Source organism: Sinorhizobium chiapasense (genome assembly GCF_036488675.1).
Taxonomy (GTDB): Bacteria; Pseudomonadota; Alphaproteobacteria; order Rhizobiales; family Rhizobiaceae; genus Sinorhizobium; species Sinorhizobium chiapasense.
Map to the genome: position 1 here is coordinate 344,662 of NZ_CP133148.1, position 16,535 is coordinate 361,196.

General features: G+C 61.4%; 14 protein-coding genes. 9 read left to right on the forward strand and 5 right to left on the reverse strand.

The genetic code is table 11. The annotated features are described in order from the left end of the window. Positions 1 to 218: 218 nt before the first annotated feature. A complete protein-coding gene (locus RB548_RS01595) occupies positions 219 to 1,208 on the reverse strand; it encodes a glycosyltransferase (RefSeq protein ID WP_331373318.1) in 990 nt (329 codons plus the stop codon). Between the two features lie 157 nt (positions 1,209 to 1,365). Between RB548_RS01595 and RB548_RS01600 the strand changes: the two genes are divergently transcribed. Both RB548_RS01600 and folD read left to right on the forward strand, forming a co-directional pair. Continuing rightward, complete coding sequence (locus tag RB548_RS01600) at positions 1,366 to 2,064, forward strand: WecB/TagA/CpsF family glycosyltransferase (RefSeq protein ID WP_331373319.1); 699 nt, start codon at positions 1,366 to 1,368, stop codon at positions 2,062 to 2,064. 255 nt (positions 2,065 to 2,319) lie between these two features. Continuing rightward, entirely contained in the window at positions 2,320 to 3,219 is a 900-nt protein-coding gene (folD, locus tag RB548_RS01605; protein ID WP_331373320.1) for a bifunctional methylenetetrahydrofolate dehydrogenase/methenyltetrahydrofolate cyclohydrolase FolD, read from the forward strand. Between the two features lie 41 nt (positions 3,220 to 3,260). On the opposite strand, the gene RB548_RS01610 is transcribed toward folD, so the two are convergent. Next, positions 3,261 to 4,295, reverse strand: a complete 1,035-nt coding sequence (locus tag RB548_RS01610) for a substrate-binding domain-containing protein (protein WP_331373321.1) — start codon at positions 4,293 to 4,295, stop codon at positions 3,261 to 3,263. Positions 4,296 to 4,585: 290 nt separating this feature from the next. Between RB548_RS01610 and RB548_RS01615 the strand changes: the two genes are divergently transcribed. The 7 genes from RB548_RS01615 to RB548_RS01645 all read left to right on the forward strand — a co-directional run bounded on the left by RB548_RS01615 (position 4,586) and on the right by RB548_RS01645 (position 12,236). Beyond that, positions 4,586 to 5,944, forward strand: a complete 1,359-nt coding sequence (locus RB548_RS01615) for an ABC transporter substrate-binding protein (protein WP_331373322.1) — start codon at positions 4,586 to 4,588, stop codon at positions 5,942 to 5,944. 159 nt (positions 5,945 to 6,103) lie between these two features. Further along, the gene (locus tag RB548_RS01620) at positions 6,104 to 7,114 is read left to right on the forward strand and encodes a carbohydrate ABC transporter permease (RefSeq protein ID WP_331373323.1); all 1,011 of its coding nucleotides are present in this window, start codon (positions 6,104 to 6,106) and stop codon (positions 7,112 to 7,114) included. Position 7,115: 1 nt separating this feature from the next. Continuing rightward, positions 7,116 to 8,261 carry a carbohydrate ABC transporter permease gene (locus RB548_RS01625; protein ID WP_331373324.1) on the forward strand — a complete coding sequence of 382 codons (1,146 nt, stop codon included), beginning with the start codon at positions 7,116 to 7,118 and terminating at the stop codon, positions 8,259 to 8,261. 30 nt (positions 8,262 to 8,291) lie between these two features. Beyond that, positions 8,292 to 9,947: a beta-galactosidase BglA gene (bglA, locus tag RB548_RS01630; RefSeq protein WP_331373325.1), complete on the forward strand. Its 1,656-nt coding sequence runs from the start codon at positions 8,292 to 8,294 to the stop codon at positions 9,945 to 9,947. 75 nt (positions 9,948 to 10,022) lie between these two features. Then, positions 10,023 to 11,111: an ABC transporter ATP-binding protein gene (locus RB548_RS01635; protein WP_331373326.1), complete on the forward strand. Its 1,089-nt coding sequence runs from the start codon at positions 10,023 to 10,025 to the stop codon at positions 11,109 to 11,111. A 233-nt stretch (positions 11,112 to 11,344) separates the two neighbouring features. Continuing rightward, entirely contained in the window at positions 11,345 to 11,755 is a 411-nt protein-coding gene (locus RB548_RS01640) for a hypothetical protein (protein WP_331373327.1), read from the forward strand. A gap of 115 nt (positions 11,756 to 11,870) precedes the next feature. After that, complete coding sequence (locus RB548_RS01645) at positions 11,871 to 12,236, forward strand: GFA family protein (protein WP_331373328.1); 366 nt, start codon at positions 11,871 to 11,873, stop codon at positions 12,234 to 12,236. A 42-nt stretch (positions 12,237 to 12,278) separates the two neighbouring features. Here RB548_RS01645 and edd read toward each other — a convergent pair whose 3' ends face one another. From edd to zwf, 3 genes are all read right to left on the reverse strand, one after another. Then, complete coding sequence (gene edd, locus RB548_RS01650) at positions 12,279 to 14,099, reverse strand: phosphogluconate dehydratase (RefSeq protein WP_331373329.1); 1,821 nt, start codon at positions 14,097 to 14,099, stop codon at positions 12,279 to 12,281. 249 nt (positions 14,100 to 14,348) lie between these two features. Beyond that, a complete protein-coding gene (gene pgl, locus RB548_RS01655) occupies positions 14,349 to 15,047 on the reverse strand; it encodes a 6-phosphogluconolactonase (RefSeq protein WP_331373330.1) in 699 nt (232 codons plus the stop codon). A gap of 9 nt (positions 15,048 to 15,056) precedes the next feature. After that, the gene (zwf, locus tag RB548_RS01660; RefSeq protein WP_331373331.1) at positions 15,057 to 16,532 is read right to left on the reverse strand and encodes a glucose-6-phosphate dehydrogenase; all 1,476 of its coding nucleotides are present in this window, start codon (positions 16,530 to 16,532) and stop codon (positions 15,057 to 15,059) included. Positions 16,533 to 16,535: the final 3 nt, after the last annotated feature.

The following is a 16,535-nucleotide window of genomic DNA, read 5'->3' on the forward strand; positions in this document are numbered from 1 at the left end:
CGCGTCCAATCGGACGTGCTAGAGCAATTCCAGGAAAAGTGTGTAACGGTTTTCCGTCCGGAATTGCGTAATTTCAAAGAGTTAGATCATTTCACTGTTTCAAAGAAACAATGAAATGATCTAAGGTCGCTGTAGCACTTTGAATTGCTGCATGATTTTGTCCTTAAATCGATTCTGATCTAAGGAATCATGCAGTAGCGGCGTTTGCGAGCCGGCATTCAGGTGACGTTACGCGTCCGGTCTTGCGCCTCGGCGGAGCCGATCTTCGCCGTCAGCCGGCCGACGGCGACATAAAGCGGATAGAGGCTTGCAGCGGCAAGTCCAGTCTCCGCCCAAAGTTTGAGGCCGACCGGCAGAGAGGTGGCGATGAGCGCAAGCGATTTGCCGAGCGATTTCAACCGTCCGGAGAATGTCGGATCGCGCTGATGCTCCAGGAGTGCCGAGATCGCGCCGTTCTCAAGGCTGCGGGTGCGGATCCACGACCTTGTCGTGTGATAAGCGGGAACCGTTTCCGTGACCCAGGCCTCCGTTGCCCAGGCAAATGTGAACCCCTTCGCCTTGCATCGATCGAAGAAATCCGCGTCGCCCACTCCGACGACATTGAGCGTCGGATCCAGAAACGGCTGGGCCATCCCATCGAGCGCCGGCCGAGCTATGAGGACGTTGCCTGCCGAATAGAGGATCGGTACCGGTCCGCTCTCATTGTAAGGAGGCGTGAAAACGGGGTGCCGCTTCCACTTCTGTTCGCGCGGATCCTCGAAGACGGGCAGTTGCGGCCCGCCGACGATATCCGCCCGATGAGTTTCCTGGGCCGCAATGAGGCAATCGAGCCATTCCGGAGCGGCAACTTCATCGTCGTAGATGATGGCGAGCGCGCGGAGGTTGGGATAGAGATCAAGCGCCGCCGCCCATCCGGCGTTGCACGCATGGGCATGTCCGCGGTGGCGAACGACGACAACGGCGGAATCGGACGGATGTCCGAGAAGGAAACTTTTCGCCGCCTCCGCGCCGGTGAGCCCATCGGCGTCATTCTCCACCACGATCGTCGCGGAGGGAACGTCAGGCCGTTGCGAAACGATGGTTTTCAGCGTGGTGACGATGTGACCGGGGCGGCGGAAGGTCGGCACGACGACCACAAGTTCGATATCCGCCGCATCTTCCCGCTCGGCCTGGAAATAGACGGTGATGTCCTGACCGTTCGGCGTCATCTTGAGACCCGTGCGCGCAGATAGCCGGCAAGCACTACAGCAAAACTTCCTAAACAGATGTTGAATCCGGAAAACGGCTTTTGAATGAGAGCCTTAAACGCCGTTTCACTGCAAGCGGCTAAAATGAGAAAAATAGTCTCTCATCCCATGTGGCAACATGTTTCCGATACCGGTCTTTTCATTGAATGCCGTTTCACGCATTGCCGCTATTACATCCAAGCGGATCGCTGCCGGCGCGCCGCCTCGCGATTTCGGTTGGGCCGATGCCTTGGCTTTCGCGGACACGGTCGTCTCCCGGCCCACGTGGCATGCGATCGTGACCGAGCGCATGTTTCCGACCAATCGGGATGCCATGGCCTTCGTGCCCGCACTACTGACCTATATCGAGAAGCCGATGCGTGTCGCGCTGATCGGATCGCACCGTCATATCGCGGAGCACGCTGCCGAGGATTTCCGCCGCCACGCGCCCTGGCACCAGTTTATCGCTGCCGGTGGTTTCTCCGGTGAGGCGAACGCCCTCGATAAAGTGCGCGCGCTTGAGCCCGATATTCTTCTCGTGGCGGTCGAGAGTTCGAAACAGGAGAAATGGGTCGATCGATATATTGCTCCCGAGCACGGCCGGCTCGTCATCACCGTCGGTGATTTTGCCACTCGGGAATTTTCTCGCACGCCCGCTCTCCATCGCTCGCTCGAGCGGCTCTATCGGCGCCTGGCCGAGGCAGGGCGGCGGCGCACCTACCACGCTTTTCGGTGGAGGCCGATGGAGCGTGGTCGCGATCTCGCCAAGGCTTACGGGCCGCCGACACATTTCGAACCGCATGCGTATCGCGGCGGTCGCGGCATCTCGCGCGAATGAACCCCAGCTTTGCCGGATGATCGTCGGCGAAAGCTGCTCTCGCCGGTGGGGCGGGTCCCTCCGACGTTGCAGGCGGGGCGGATCCCGATCTTTCAGCGATGCAAGGAAATGCGACACTCGTTCGCCGGATTGCCGTTCCGGCTTCGTCGGCTCTTGCATTTATGCGTTTGGAACAGCATAGGGCGCATGCAGGCAATCGCTTGATGCCGTGCGAACTAGAGTGTGCCGCGTGAAGGACAAGCCGGGAGATACGCCGTGACGACTGTGATTGATGGCAAGGCCGTTGCCGCTTCGGTCATCGAAACCGTGAAATCCGCCACAAAGACGCTGGAGGCGGAAACCGGCGTGCGCGCCGGGCTCGCGGTGGTGATCGTCGGAGACGATCCGGCAAGCCACACCTATGTATCGGCGAAGAGCAAGATGGCCAAGGAATGCGGGTTCCTTTCGGTCCAGCACACGCTGCCGCAGGAGACATCGCAGGAGGAACTGGCGGCGCTCGTCGCCGAGCTCAACGCGGACGCTTCGATCCACGGCATTCTCGTGCAACTACCGCTGCCGAAGCATCTTCGCTCGGAGCCGATCATCCAGTCCATCCTCCCTGAAAAGGATGTCGACGGCTTGCATGTCGTCAATGCGGGCAAGATCGCGACCGGAGATCTCGAAGGCGGGCTCGTGTCGTGCACGCCCGCCGGGGCCATGGTGTTCGTGCGCCGCACACATGGCGAAGATCTTTCGGGATTGAACGCCGTCGTCATCGGCCGTTCGAACCTCTTCGGCAAGCCGATGGCGGCACTGCTTCTTGCCGCCAACGCGACCGTAACCACGGCGCATTCGCGCACGAAGGATCTGCCTGCCGTTTGCCGCAATGCCGACATTCTGGTTGCCGCTGTGGGCCGCCCGGAAATGGTCAAGGCCGATTGGGTGAAGCCCGGTGCGACGGTGATCGACGTCGGCATCAATCGCGTCCCGGCGCCGGAACGCGGTGAGGGCAAGACAAAGCTTGTCGGCGACGTTGCCTTTGAGGAATGCGCCAAGGTCGCGAGCGTGATCACGCCGGTCCCCGGTGGTGTCGGGCCGATGACCATTGCCATGCTGATGGCGAACACGATCATTGCCGCCTGCCGCAAGGCCGGCCGCAAGCCGCCGAAATTCTGAGACGATATGGGTGGGACGGCCCTCTGCCGCCCGCACTTCGATTACGATTTGCCTGGTGCAGGCCCCGTCGAGGCGCGAACGATCAGTTCTGCGTGCCAAAGCTCCTGATCGGGGTAGGTGCCGCGTTCCAGGATGCCGCCAATCAGCCGGCAGGCGACGCGGGCGCCGGCGGCCCTCAGGGACGAGCGCGTCGTCGTCAGCGGTACGCTGAAATTTTCCGGCTTCAGCATCGGCAAAACATCGTCGTGAGCGATGATCGAGATGTCCGTGCCGACCGTGAGGCCGGCTTGATTGATCGCGCGCACGGCGCCGAGTGCCAGAACGGTACTCGAGCAGAGAACGGCTGTCGGCGGATTCGGTTGCATCAGGAAGCGCTGCATGCTGCGATAACCGTATCCATCCGTCATGACCGAGTGGTGGACCAATGTTTCGTCGAGATCGAGACCCCACTCCTTGAGCGCGCGCATCACACCCTTTTTCCGGCGAATGGCGAAGGCCAGGTGCTCCTGCCCGTTGATAAGCGCGATCCGCCGATGGCCGAGCTGGATGAGAAGCCTCGTCGCCTCGTAGAAGGCGGCGGTGTTGTCTATGTCGAGGAACGGATAATCCTTCGAGCCGCCGATCGATCGGCCATGCACGATAAAAGGGATAGACAGCGACTTCAGCATGGCGATGCGCGGGTCATTGGCGCGCATATGGGCAAGAAAGAGGCCGTCGACATTGCCGCTGGCCGCCAGCCGTCGGAACGTCGACTCTTCGTCCTCGGGCGCGCTTGGGTTCAGCACGAAATGAAAATCATGCTTGACGGCCTCTTCGGCGAGACCAGCGAGAAATTCGCCGAAATGAATGTCCGATCCGATGCCGGATGCAATCGGCATCACGAGGCCGATGGAGTAGGCCTTGCCGGTCGCGAGCCGCTGCGCGGCACGGTTCGGCCTGTAGCCCGTCTCACGTACCGCTTTCAGAACTCGCTGACGCGTCTTGGCGTTGACTTCCGGGTAGCCGTTGAGTGCTCGGCTGACCGTCGTCTGCGACAGGCCGAGCAGCTCTGCTAGCTGCTTAAGTTTGACCGGCATGGCCTTCTCCCAAAGCGCTTTGGATACCCCTTTCATTTAGGTTGTTCCGGTCAGCGCCCCCAATGTCATCTATCACCCGTTCCATGCCGGAAAAAGCCGAAAACCGCGCTTTCGCGCTGCAAAATGTTGATGCATAGCAATATCCACACCGCCTTGAGGCGAGTGGAAGGAAAGCGCTTGACTCTTCGTCCGCGGCGATGATTTCTTAGCGAACTCAAAGCGCTTTGAATTTGCGCGTAGATGATCCGCCCGCGGCGCAACGTCCGGGTTCATGTTGGGAGGACGATAACGTGAAGAGATCATTCCTGATGGGCGTGGCTGCGCTCGCCCTGGTAGTGGGGGCTGCCGATGCTGCCGAGCTGAAATTCAAGCCCGGCGAAGATTCCAAGTTCAATTGGGCGAGCTTCGAGGAGTTCAAGAAGGGCCACGACCTCAAGGGGCAGACGCTGACGATCTTCGGCCCCTGGCGCGGCGAGGACGAGGCGCTCTTCAAGAGCGTCTATGCTTACTTCGTCGAGGCGACCGGCGTTGACCTCAAGTATTCGTCCTCCGAGAACTACGAGCAGCAGATCGTCATCGACACGCAAGCCGGCAGCCCGCCGGATGTCGCGATCCTGCCGCAGCCGGGCCTCATCGCCGACCTCGCCTCGAAGGGCTATCTGACGCCGCTCGGCGACGAAACCAAGCAATGGTTGCTCGACAACTATGCCGCGGGTCAATCCTGGGTCGACCTCTCCACCTACAGCGGCAAGGACGGCAAACCGGCGCTCTATGCATTCCCCTACAAGATCGACGTGAAGTCGCTGGTCTGGTACGTGCCGGAAAACTTCGAAGACGCCGGCTACGAAGTGCCGAAGACCATGGAAGAGCTGAAGGCGCTGACCGACAAGATCGCCGCCGACGGTCAAAAGCCATGGTGCATCGGTTTGGGTTCGGGCGGTGCGACCGGCTGGCCGGCGACCGACTGGGTCGAGGACCTGATGCTGCGCACGCAGCCGGCCGACGTCTACGACAAGTGGGTCAAGAACGAGATTCCGTTTACCGATCCGGCGGTCACCGGCGCATTGGACGAGTTCGGCTGGTTCGCGCGCAATGACAAGTTCGTGGACGGCGGTGCTGCGGCCGTGGCCTCCGCCGACTTCCGCGACAGCCCGAAGGGCCTCTTCGCCTCGCCGCCGAAGTGCTACCTGCACCACCAGGCTTCGTTCATTCCGTCCTTCTTCCCCGAGGGCACGGTGATCGGCGAGGACGCCGACTTCTTCTACATGCCTCCCTATGAGAGCAAGAAAGACCTCGGCAATCCGGTGCTGGGTGCTGGCACGCTTGCGATGATCACCAAGGATACCCCGGCCGCACGCGCCTTCATCGAGTTCCTGCAGACGCCGATCGCGCATGAGGTCTGGATGGCGCAGACGAGCTTCCTGACGCCTTACAAGAGCGTCAACGTTGAGACCTACGGCAATCCGCCGCTGAAGAAGCAGGGCGAGATCCTGCTCAATGCGACGACCTTCCGTTTCGACGGGTCCGACCTGATGCCGGGCAAGATCGGTGCAGGCGCTTTCTGGACAGGCATGGTCGATTACGTAGGCGGCAAATCGTCCGCCGACGTCGCAGCCGGCGTGCAGAAGGCGTGGGACGCCATCAAGTAGGACTAAAATTGACGGCGGGCGATGCTTATCTCGTCCGCCGCTCCTTCATTTCCGGATTGCCTCAGCAATCGGGTAATCCCAATCAAGAGCGGTAGCCGCCATCACGTGATGCGCCTGGAGCATCCTGCTCGGGAGCGCGTTTAAGGGGAGGGATGTGTCATGCAGCAGCTACTCGCTGCCCTTTTGACGATGATTGCCGGTGTCCTGGCCTGCGCGGCCTATTTCTGGGGCACCAATTTCATTCTCGACTGGATTTTCCCATCGAAGGGCCTCTCCGGCAAGGCCGCATCCCGCAACCTGCGCATCACCAACGCCATCCGGCCTTGGCTGTTTCTGGCGCCGGCGCTGTTCGCGCTGACGATTTATCTCCTCTATCCGGTCATCGAATCCGTGTGGCTCAGCTTTCATGACCGCGGCGGCCAGAATTTCGTTGGCGCGCGCAACTACGGCTGGATGATCAACGACGGGGAATTCCGCCAGTCGATCTTCAACAATTTCCTCTGGCTGCTCGTCGTGCCTGCGCTGTCCACCTTCTTCGGTCTGGTGATTGCCGCGCTCACCGATCGCATCTGGTGGGGCAATATCGCCAAGACGCTGATCTTCATGCCGATGGCGATCTCCTTCGTCGGCGCGGCCGTCATCTGGAAGTTCATCTATGACTACCGTGCGGAGGGGGCGGAGCAGATCGGGCTCCTGAATGCTATCGTCGTCGCCTTCGGCGGCGCGCCGCAGGCCTGGATCACGCTGCCCTTCTGGAACAATTTCTTCCTCATGGTCATCCTCATCTGGATCCAGACCGGATTTGCGATGGTCATCCTCTCTGCGGCACTGCGCGGCATACCGGAGGAGACCATCGAGGCCGCGGTGATCGACGGGGCCAATGGCTGGCAGATCTTCTTCAAGATCATGGTGCCGCAGATCTGGGGCACGATCGCCGTCGTCTGGACCACCATCACGATCCTGGTGCTCAAGGTTTTCGACATCGTCCTGGCGATGACGAACGGGCAATGGCAGAGCCAGGTGCTTGCCAACCTCATGTTCGACTGGATGTTCCGCGGCGGCGGAGACTTCGGTCGCGGCGCGTCGATCGCCGTGGTGATCATGGTCCTCGTCATCCCGATCATGATCTGGAACATCCGCAACGCGACCAAGGAAATGAGGAGCCACTGAGATGAACCCAGCCACGCGCTCCCCGCTGATGTGGGCGGTCCATCTCTCGGTGCTTCTGCTCGTCGCTCTCTGGACGATGCCGACCGCCGGCCTGCTGATCTCGTCGCTGCGCGACAAGGACCAGCTCGCCGTTTCCGGATGGTGGACGGCTCTTGCCACGTCTTCACGCAATGATGTCGCGCGCGCTCCGTCGGCCGACAGCCAGGTCGAACGGGACGGCAAGTTCGTCATCTCGGGTAACGTTCTTGCCGGTCAGGCCGGGCAGATATCGGCCTTCGGCTTCTCCAGTCGCGAACCGGCGGCGTTCAAGGCCGGTGAGACCGCTGATCTGAACGGCGGCGAGAAGCTGACAGTGCAGGCGGACGGCAGTTTCGAAATCGTCTCCGATACCAGGATGGAAGGCTCGCGCGGCCAGCGCATCTTCTTCACCGCCGCGGCACCACCGCGTTTCACCCTCGACAACTACAAAGAGGTGCTGAGTGCGGAGGGCATCAGTGCGTCCTTCATCAACTCGCTGACGGTTGCCGTTCCATCGACGGTTATCCCGATTCTGATCGCTGCTTTTGCAGCCTATGCCCTGGCCTGGATGCCTTTTCCCGGGCGCGCAATCCTGATCGCCGTGGTTGTCGGGCTGCTGGTCGTGCCGCTGCAGATGTCGCTCATTCCGCTCTTGAAGCTCTACAACGGCGTTGGCGCATTCTTCGGCGTTCCGGCCAAGACCTATATGGGCATCTGGCTTGCCCACACCGGGTTCGGCCTGCCGCTGGCGATCTATCTCTTGCGCAATTATATGGCGGGCCTGCCGCGCGAGATCATGGAATCCGCGCGCGTCGACGGCGCCAGCGATTTTGACATCTTCGTCAAGATCATTCTGCCTTTATCGTTCCCGGCGCTCGCCTCCTTTGCGATCTTTCAGTTCCTCTGGACCTGGAACGATCTCCTGGTCGCGATCGTCTTCCTCGGCACCGGCCAGGATCAACTCGTGCTGACGGGGCGGCTGGTCAACCTGCTCGGCTCTCGCGGCGGCAACTGGGAAATCCTCACCGCCTCCGCCTTCATTACCATCGTCGTTCCTCTGATCGTCTTCTTCGCTCTGCAGCGCTATCTCGTGCGCGGTCTGCTCGCGGGATCGGTCAAGGGCGGCTGACAGATTTCAGGACAAGGATCTCTTACACGAATGAACATGACCGAAACGGCCGGCTCCATCCTCAGGCCCGACAAGGACTGGTGGCGTGGAGCGGTGATCTACCAGATTTACCCGCGCTCCTTTCAGGACACGAACGGCGATGGCATCGGCGACCTGAACGGGATCACCGCCCGGTTGCCGTATGTCGCGGCGCTCGGCGTCGATGCGATCTGGATTTCGCCCTTCTTCACCTCGCCGATGAAGGACTTCGGCTACGACGTTTCCAACTACAGGGATGTCGATCCGATCTTCGGCAAGCTCGAGGATTTCGATGCACTGATTGCCGAGGCGCACCGGCTCGGCCTGCGGGTCATGATCGATCTCGTCCTGTCGCACACGTCTGATCGGCATCCATGGTTCGTCGAAAGCCGGTCGAGCCGTAGCAATGCGAAGGCCGATTGGTACGTCTGGGCCGATTCAAAGCCCGACGGAGCACCGCCGAATAACTGGCTCTCGATCTTCGGCGGCTCGGCCTGGGCCTGGGATCCGACGCGGCAGCAATATTACCTGCACAACTTTCTGACCTCGCAACCGGACCTCAACCTGCACAATGCGCAGGTGCAGGAGGCCCTGCTTGCTGTCGAACGCTTCTGGCTCGAGCGCGGCGTCGACGGCTTCCGCCTCGACACCATCAACTTCTATTTCCACGACAAGCAGCTGCGCGACAATCCGTCCTTGGCGCCGGAGCGGCGCAATGCCTCGACGGCGCCGGCCGTCAATCCGTACAATTACCAGGAACACCTCTACGACAAGAACCAGCCGGAAAACCTCGAATTCCTCAAGCGCTTCCGGGCGGTGATGGACGAATTTCCAGCGATCGCCGCCGTGGGCGAAGTTGGCGACAGCCAGCGCGGGCTTGAGATCGCCGGCGAATACACGTCCGGCGGCGACAAGATGCACATGTGCTATGCCTTCGAGTTTCTGGCTCCGGATCCCCTGGCGCCGGACCGCGTGGCCGAGGTGCTGCTCGATTTCCAGAAGGCGGCGCCCGAAGGCTGGGCCTGCTGGGCGTTCTCCAATCACGACGTCGTCAGGCACGCCAGCCGCTGGGCTGACGGCGTCAGCGACTACGGCGCTCACGCCAAGTTGCTGGCAAGCCTTTTGATGTCGCTGCGAGGCTCGCTTTGCATCTATCAGGGCGAGGAACTGGCGCTGCCAGAAGCGGAGCTAGCCTACGAAGATCTCCAGGATCCTTACGGCATCCAGTTCTGGCCCGACTTCAAGGGCCGCGATGGCTGCCGCACGCCCATGGTATGGGAGAGCATGCCGGACGGCGGGTTCAGCGACACCAGGCCGTGGCTGCCGGTTCCCGAGAACCACCTGGCTCAGGCCGTCGCCGTTCAGGAGGCCGATCCGGCCTCGGTGATGCAGCATTACCGTCGCTTCCTGCACTTCAGGAAGGGGTATCCGGCCCTTGCAAAGGGCGCGATCGAGTTTTTCGAGACTGAGGCGCCGCTTCTTGGTTTCCTGCGCACCCAGGGCAATGAGAAACTGCTTTGCCTGTTCAATATGAGCGAAGGTCTCGCGACCGCGGTGTTGCCGAGCGAACGACTAGAAGCGCTCGAAGGCCATGGTTTCGTTTCGGAGATCAAGGACGACAAGGTCAATCTTCCGGCTTGGGGCGCGTTCTTCGCGCGTCTCGCCTGAGCCTCTTCAAGCGAAATGGATACCAGTTCGAATGAAGAGAGTGCATTATGAAGAAAGAGCGAGGGGAGGGATGCGATGACAGGCCTGCTGCTTAAAGATATCCGCAAGTCCTATGGGGCCGTTGATGTCATTCACGGCATCAACCTCGACATCAAGCAGGGTGAGTTCATCGTTTTCGTCGGACCGTCAGGCTGCGGGAAATCGACGCTGCTGAGGATGATCGCCGGCCTCGAGGCGATAACTGGCGGCGACATGTTCATCGACGGCGACCGGGTGAACGATGTGCCGCCATCGAAGCGCGGCATCGCCATGGTGTTCCAGTCCTACGCGCTCTACCCGCACATGACGGTTTACGACAACATGGCTTTCGGCATGCGGATAGCCAAGGAGTCGAAGGAGGAGATCGACCGCCGTGTGCGCTCGGCGGCGGAAATCCTCCAGCTCACGAAATATCTCGACCGCTTGCCAAAGGCGCTCTCCGGCGGCCAGCGCCAGCGCGTCGCGATCGGTCGGGCGATTTGCCGAAATCCCAAGGTCTTCCTCTTCGACGAGCCGCTTTCCAACCTCGATGCTGCCCTGCGCGTCGCCACGCGGATCGAGATCGCCAAGCTCAATGAGCAGATGGCCGATACGACAATGATCTATGTTACCCACGACCAGGTGGAGGCGATGACGCTAGCCGACCGCATCGTCGTGCTTTCTGCAGGCCATATCGAGCAGGTCGGCGCGCCGCTCGACCTTTATGAGCGCCCGGCGAACCTATTTGTCGCCCGCTTCATCGGTTCGCCGGCGATGAACGTCATCCCTTCGACGATCTCGGCCACAGGCGCGCAGACGACTGTGACACTCGCAGGCGGCAAGTCGGTGACGCTCGACATCGCCACGAACGCCTCCGAGAACGGAAAGAAGGCGAGCTTCGGCGTGCGGCCGGAAGACCTCCAGGCGACGCAGTCCGAGGATTTCCTGTTCGAAGGAACGGTTTCGATCGTCGAGGCGCTCGGTGAAGTGACGCTGCTCTATATCGAGGGACTGGTCGAAAACGAGCCGCTCATCGCTAAGATCCCCGGCATTCCGCAGGTCAACCGGGGAGACAAGGTGCACTTCACTGCAGACAAGGCGAGGCTTCACCTCTTCGATGCCGAAGGACGGAGCTATCGCGCCTAGAGCGGGATGAGGAAAAGTGTGTGCGGTTTTCCGCCCGCAGGCTGCATCACCGGATGTGCGTGCAATCTGAGAAATAGCGCGCTCTCTTCTCCATCTCAGTTAGATGGATTTAACCATTTCTCACCCGTCCGGCGCTGTCGGACGGGTTTTCCACATGCGTTTGGCAAGCCAAACTCTCTGTTAAATTTCATGGGTTAGCGTGGCCGCAGATTGAAATGCGAAAGGCGAATTCGATGAGCGGCGCGGCCCCCGTGGTGCACCAGCACTTCCTCAACAAGGAAGAGTCCTTCATGTACGATCGGGAAGCGAATTTCCCAATGGAGGACACTCGCAACGAGGCGCGCATCGAATTCACCGAGAAGGGCATGCAGCACCTCTCGTCTCGCCGCTGCGAGATCATCAAGCTTTCCAAAAGCAGTGCACTCATCGGCATCATGACGCAGTTCCAACTGCCGCGGAACTTCTATCTTGATATCCCGAGTGCACGCATCCCCCTGATCGGCTGCCTGCTCAAGCGCGTCCACGGCAACAATATCATCGAAGCTCGCTTCCTGCGGCTTTTGACCGATCGCGATCTGAACCGGATTTTCGTCTACAGCATGCATCCGAACCACCGCAACCGCACGCTCGATATCTACCGCTGAAACCGAAAAAAGTGCGCCGCGTCTTGCGCTCGTGTGGGCATTGCGCTCCGTCTTGACGGGGCTGGCTGCGTCGTCGAGACTCGCGCTGTGGTGACTGTAGATCGAGAGAACCGCTGTGCAGCGACCCTATCGCCTTTCCTGTCATTGCGGCGACATCTGTGTCGAGGTCGACGCGGAACTATCGCGATTGGTCGAATGCAATTGCTCGACGTGCCGGCGTTCCGGTTTCCTGCATTGGAAGGTGGATGCCGCCGCTATCAGGCTGATCACTGAAAAGCGCCGCCTGTCGACTTACATCTGGCGCGGCATCACCGAAGGCCATCACTTCTGCCCGACATGTGGCACCGCGATCCTGCGAAGCGGCTATCCGGGCGACCGCGTTTCGCTCAACGCCCGCTGCATTGAGGGCGTGGATGTGTTCACGCTCGAGATCGAGCGTTACGACGGGCGAAACGATATGCCCCCCGGTCCGCTTCCGTAGCCGGACCGGCCAGAATTTGGGCGGCCCGGAGCGTCCGTCTGCTCACTGGAAGAGGACACTTGCCCCATGATCGGCCGCGCCCGCGATCCGGCGGAACGGCGCGAAAAGCTCGCGGCCCATGCCGAATTCGTTGTCCGAGAGGTCGATATGGGCCGGCACGCGCGTTTTCAATGCAATGTCTTCGACCAATACCTCGATCGTTCCGGCAATCGCGTCGATGCGGACGATGTCACCTTCCTGGATGCGCGCGATCGGCCCGCCGTCCTTCGCTTCCGGCGTCACATGGATGGCTGCCGGGACCTTGCCGGACGCGCCCGACATGCGGCCGTCGGTCAAGATGGCGACCTTCTGGCCGCGGTCCTGCAGGATGCCGAGCACGGTCGTCAGCTTGTGCAGCTCCGGCATGCCGTTGGCCTTGGGTCCCTGGAAGCGCACCACGGCGACGAAATCGCCCTCCAGCTTGCCCGCCTTGAAAGCGGCGTTGAGCTCGGCCTGATAGTGAAAGATCTTCGCGGGCGCTTCGATGACATGGCGATCCGGCTTGACGGCCGAAATCTTGATAACCGCCTTGCCGAGATTGCCGGCGAGCATCTTCAGCCCTCCGGTGTGCTGGAACGGTTGTTCGATCGTTGTCAGCACCTTCGGATCGGCGCTCTCTTTCGGCGCTGGCTCGCGGTGGACGCCGCCGTTGGCGCCGAGCTTGACGTCGATGGCGTAGGCGTCGAGGCCCTGGCCGAACACCGTCCGAACGTCGTCGTGCAGCATTCCGCTCTTGAGCAGTTGGCCGATCAGGAAGCCCATGCCGCCGGCGGCGTGGAAATGGTTCACGTCCGCGAGCCCGTTCGGATAGACGCGTGCCAGCAGCGGCACGATGTCGGAAAGCTCGGAGATGTCCTGCCAGGTGAGCAGGATGCCCGCGGCGCGCGCCATGGCAACGAGATGCATGGTGTGATTGGTCGAGCCGCCCGTCGCGTGCAGGCCGACGACGCCGTTGACGATCGATCGCTCGTCGATCATTTCGCCGGCAGGGGTGAACTCGTTGCCCATGGCGGTGATGGCGAGCGCCCGTTTTGCAGCCTCCTTCGTCAGCGCGTCGCGCAGCGGCGTGCCGGGATTGATGAAGGAGGCACCCGGCAGATGAAAGCCCATGATCTCCATCAGCATCTGGTTGGAGTTGGCGGTGCCGTAGAAGGTGCAGGTGCCGGGGCCGTGATAGGACTTGGATTCCGCCTCGAGCAATTCGTCGCGACCAACCTTGCCCTCGGCGAAGAGCTGGCGGACGCGCGCCTTTTCGTCATTCGGCAACCCCGTCGTCATCGGCCCGGCGGGAATGAAGACTGCGGGCAAATGGCCGAAGGTCAGAGCTGCGATGACGAGCCCAGGGACGATCTTGTCGCAGACGCCGAGATAGACAGCGGAGTCGAACATGTTGTGCGAGAGCCCGACGCCGGCGGCCATCGCGATCAGGTCGCGCGAGAAGAGCGACAACTCCATGCCGGGCTGGCCCTGGGTGACGCCGTCGCACATCGCCGGCACGCCGCCGGCGACTTGCGCCACGCCGCCCGCCTCGCGAGCCGCCTCCCGGATCAGTGCCGGGTAGGTCTCAAAGGGCTGATGCGCCGAGAGCATGTCGTTGTAGGAGGTAATGATGCCGAGATTGGGGACGCGGTCACCCGCGAGCGCCGTCTTCTCGGCGGGGGAACAGACGGCAAACCCGTGTGCGAGGTTGCCGCAGCCGAGCACGCTGCGATGCGGCCCGTTTGCCGCGGCGCTGCGGACGCGACCGAGATAGGCGTCGCGCTGGGGTTTGGAACGCTCGACGATGCGGGCGGTGATGGCGGCAACGCGGGAATCGGCGGACATGATACATCCTATTCCGGAGCCTTGAAGGCTCCTGTCTTCATCCTGTCATCGGTCTACAGCGGCCGGGCGGCACCGCATCGGCGGCTGTAACAGTTTGAATTGTTGCGTAATTTAACACCCCAGTTCGATCGCGAAATGGGGATAAATCACTCAACACGACCTGCGCACTCGACAGAACGCGCAAGGAAAGCTCTGGTTCGGGCCTCTATCTACCTTGGCGGGCGTTCCCCGAAGGGAGCACTCGCCGTGTTACGGCGCCCAGTAGATCTGCAGCGGCGATGTTGCGCGCCGCAACATGGCGCGGATCGGCATCTCCGCCTCATCGCCGGGCGCCTCCGCTCGGGCAAGAACCTCCTTCTTGCCGTCACCTTCGATATGCAGGACGAGCAGCCCGGCGTCCTCGAGGCTGGAAAAGGTAAATGTCAGCCGCGTTTCGCCCGCGCCGTCCGCTTCCATGGTGATCACGCCGCGTGGCGTCGCCGGATCGATCGCCTCTTTAAGACGCGTCCCTCCCGGGAAGAACGAGGCGGTGTGCCCGTCCGTTCCCATCCCGAGAACAACGACATCGAAGGGCGCACCGACCGCGGCAACCGACTGGCTCGCCATGGCCGCTGCTTCCTCGGCGGTCGCCGCGGCATGATAGAGCGGCACAAAATGCGCCTTAGCCGCCTTGTTTCGCAGGAGGTTCTGAGCGACGAGGCCGTGGTTGGAGCGTTCGTTTTCCGGCCGCACGAACCGTTCGTCGACAAGGGTGACGGTCACTTTCGTCCAGTCGAGTTCACGCTGCGACAGGGCCTGGAAGAACGCCTTTGGTGTCGATCCGCCGGACACCGCTATGCTCGCGGCGCCGCGAGCTTCGATGGCCGCGGCGAGCTTGGCGCTGACGGCGTCCGCGAGCCCTTCCGCCAGGACAGCTCCATTCTCAAATGTGTGCACGGTGGTGTTCATGAGCCGGTCCTAGATTGTATCGTTCCAGGTGCGGCCGTCGCGCTCGATCAGTGCGATCGACTGGCTCGGGCCCCAGGTACCTGCCGTGTAGCCCTGCACTTGTTGTCCGGTCGTTTCCCACGCTTTGAGGATAGGGTCGACCCATTGCCAGGCGGCTTCCACTTCGTCGCGGCGCACGAACAGTGTCTGGTTGTTGCGGACGACATCGAGCAGCAGCCGTTCATAGGCATCGGCGTTGCGCACGGCGAAGGCTTCCGCGAAGCTCATGTCGAGCGGGACGTTTCGGAGGCGCATGCCGCCCGGTCCCGGGTCCTTGATCATAAGCGATTGCTTGACGCCTTCGTTCGGCTGGAGGCGGATCATCAGCTGGTTCGCCGATATGCGTCCGGCACTGTGATCGAAGATCGAGTGGGGGATCTGCTTGAAGGTGATGACGATCTCTGACATGCGCCCCGCCATGCGCTTGCCGGTGCGAATATAGAAGGGCACGCCGGCCCAGCGCCAGTTGCTGACTTCGGCCTTGATCGCGACGAAGGTTTCCGTGTTGGAAACGCCGCCTTCGAGCTCCTCGAGATATCCCTTTACCGGACCGCCCGCAGATGCGCCTGCACGATATTGGCCGCGCACCGTCACCTGCTCGACATTGGCCGCGGTGATCGGCTTCAGAGCGCGAAGCACCTTGAGCTTTTCGTCGCGCACGGCTTCCGCGTCCATCGAGGTCGGCGCTTCCATGGCGACGAAACAGACGAGTTGCAGGATGTGGTTCTGCACCATGTCGCGGAGCGCACCGGCCTTGTCGTAATAGCCGGCGCGGTTTTCGAGGCCGACGGATTCCGAAACGGTGATCTGCACATGGTCGATATGCGCCGAGTTCCACAGCGGCTCGTAAAGCGCATTGGCAAAGCGCAGGGCCATGAGGTTTTGCACCGTCTCCTTGCCGAGGTAGTGATCGATGCGGAAGATCTGCTCTTCACGAAACACCCGGCCGATCGTGTCATTGAGTTCCGTCGCCGTGGCGAGGTCGCGTCCGATCGGTTTTTCGACGACGATCCGGGTGTTCTTGGTGATGAGCTTGTGGTCGCGAATCTTTTCCGAAATATCGCCGAAGATTGCCGGGCCGACGGCGAGATAGAAGGCGCGGATGCGATCCTTTCCCTCTTCGAGGATTTTCTTCAGTTCGTCCCAGCCCTGATCGGATTTGGCGTCGACCGAGATGTAATAAAGCCGGGCCGTGAACTTCGCCACTTCGGCTTCGTTGAATTCGCCCTGTTTCAGATGCTCCTTCAAGGCGTCGGTCGCGAACGTGCGGTATTCCTCGTGGGTCAGTGCCGCGCGTGACGCGCCGATGATTCGCGTCGGCTCGCTGAATTGACCTTCGATCTGCCGGTGATAGAGCGCGGGCAGAAGTTTGCGCTCCGCAAGATCGCCGGTGCCCCCGAACACCACATAGTCAAACGGGTCGACGGGAATGATCTGGCTGCTCATGGG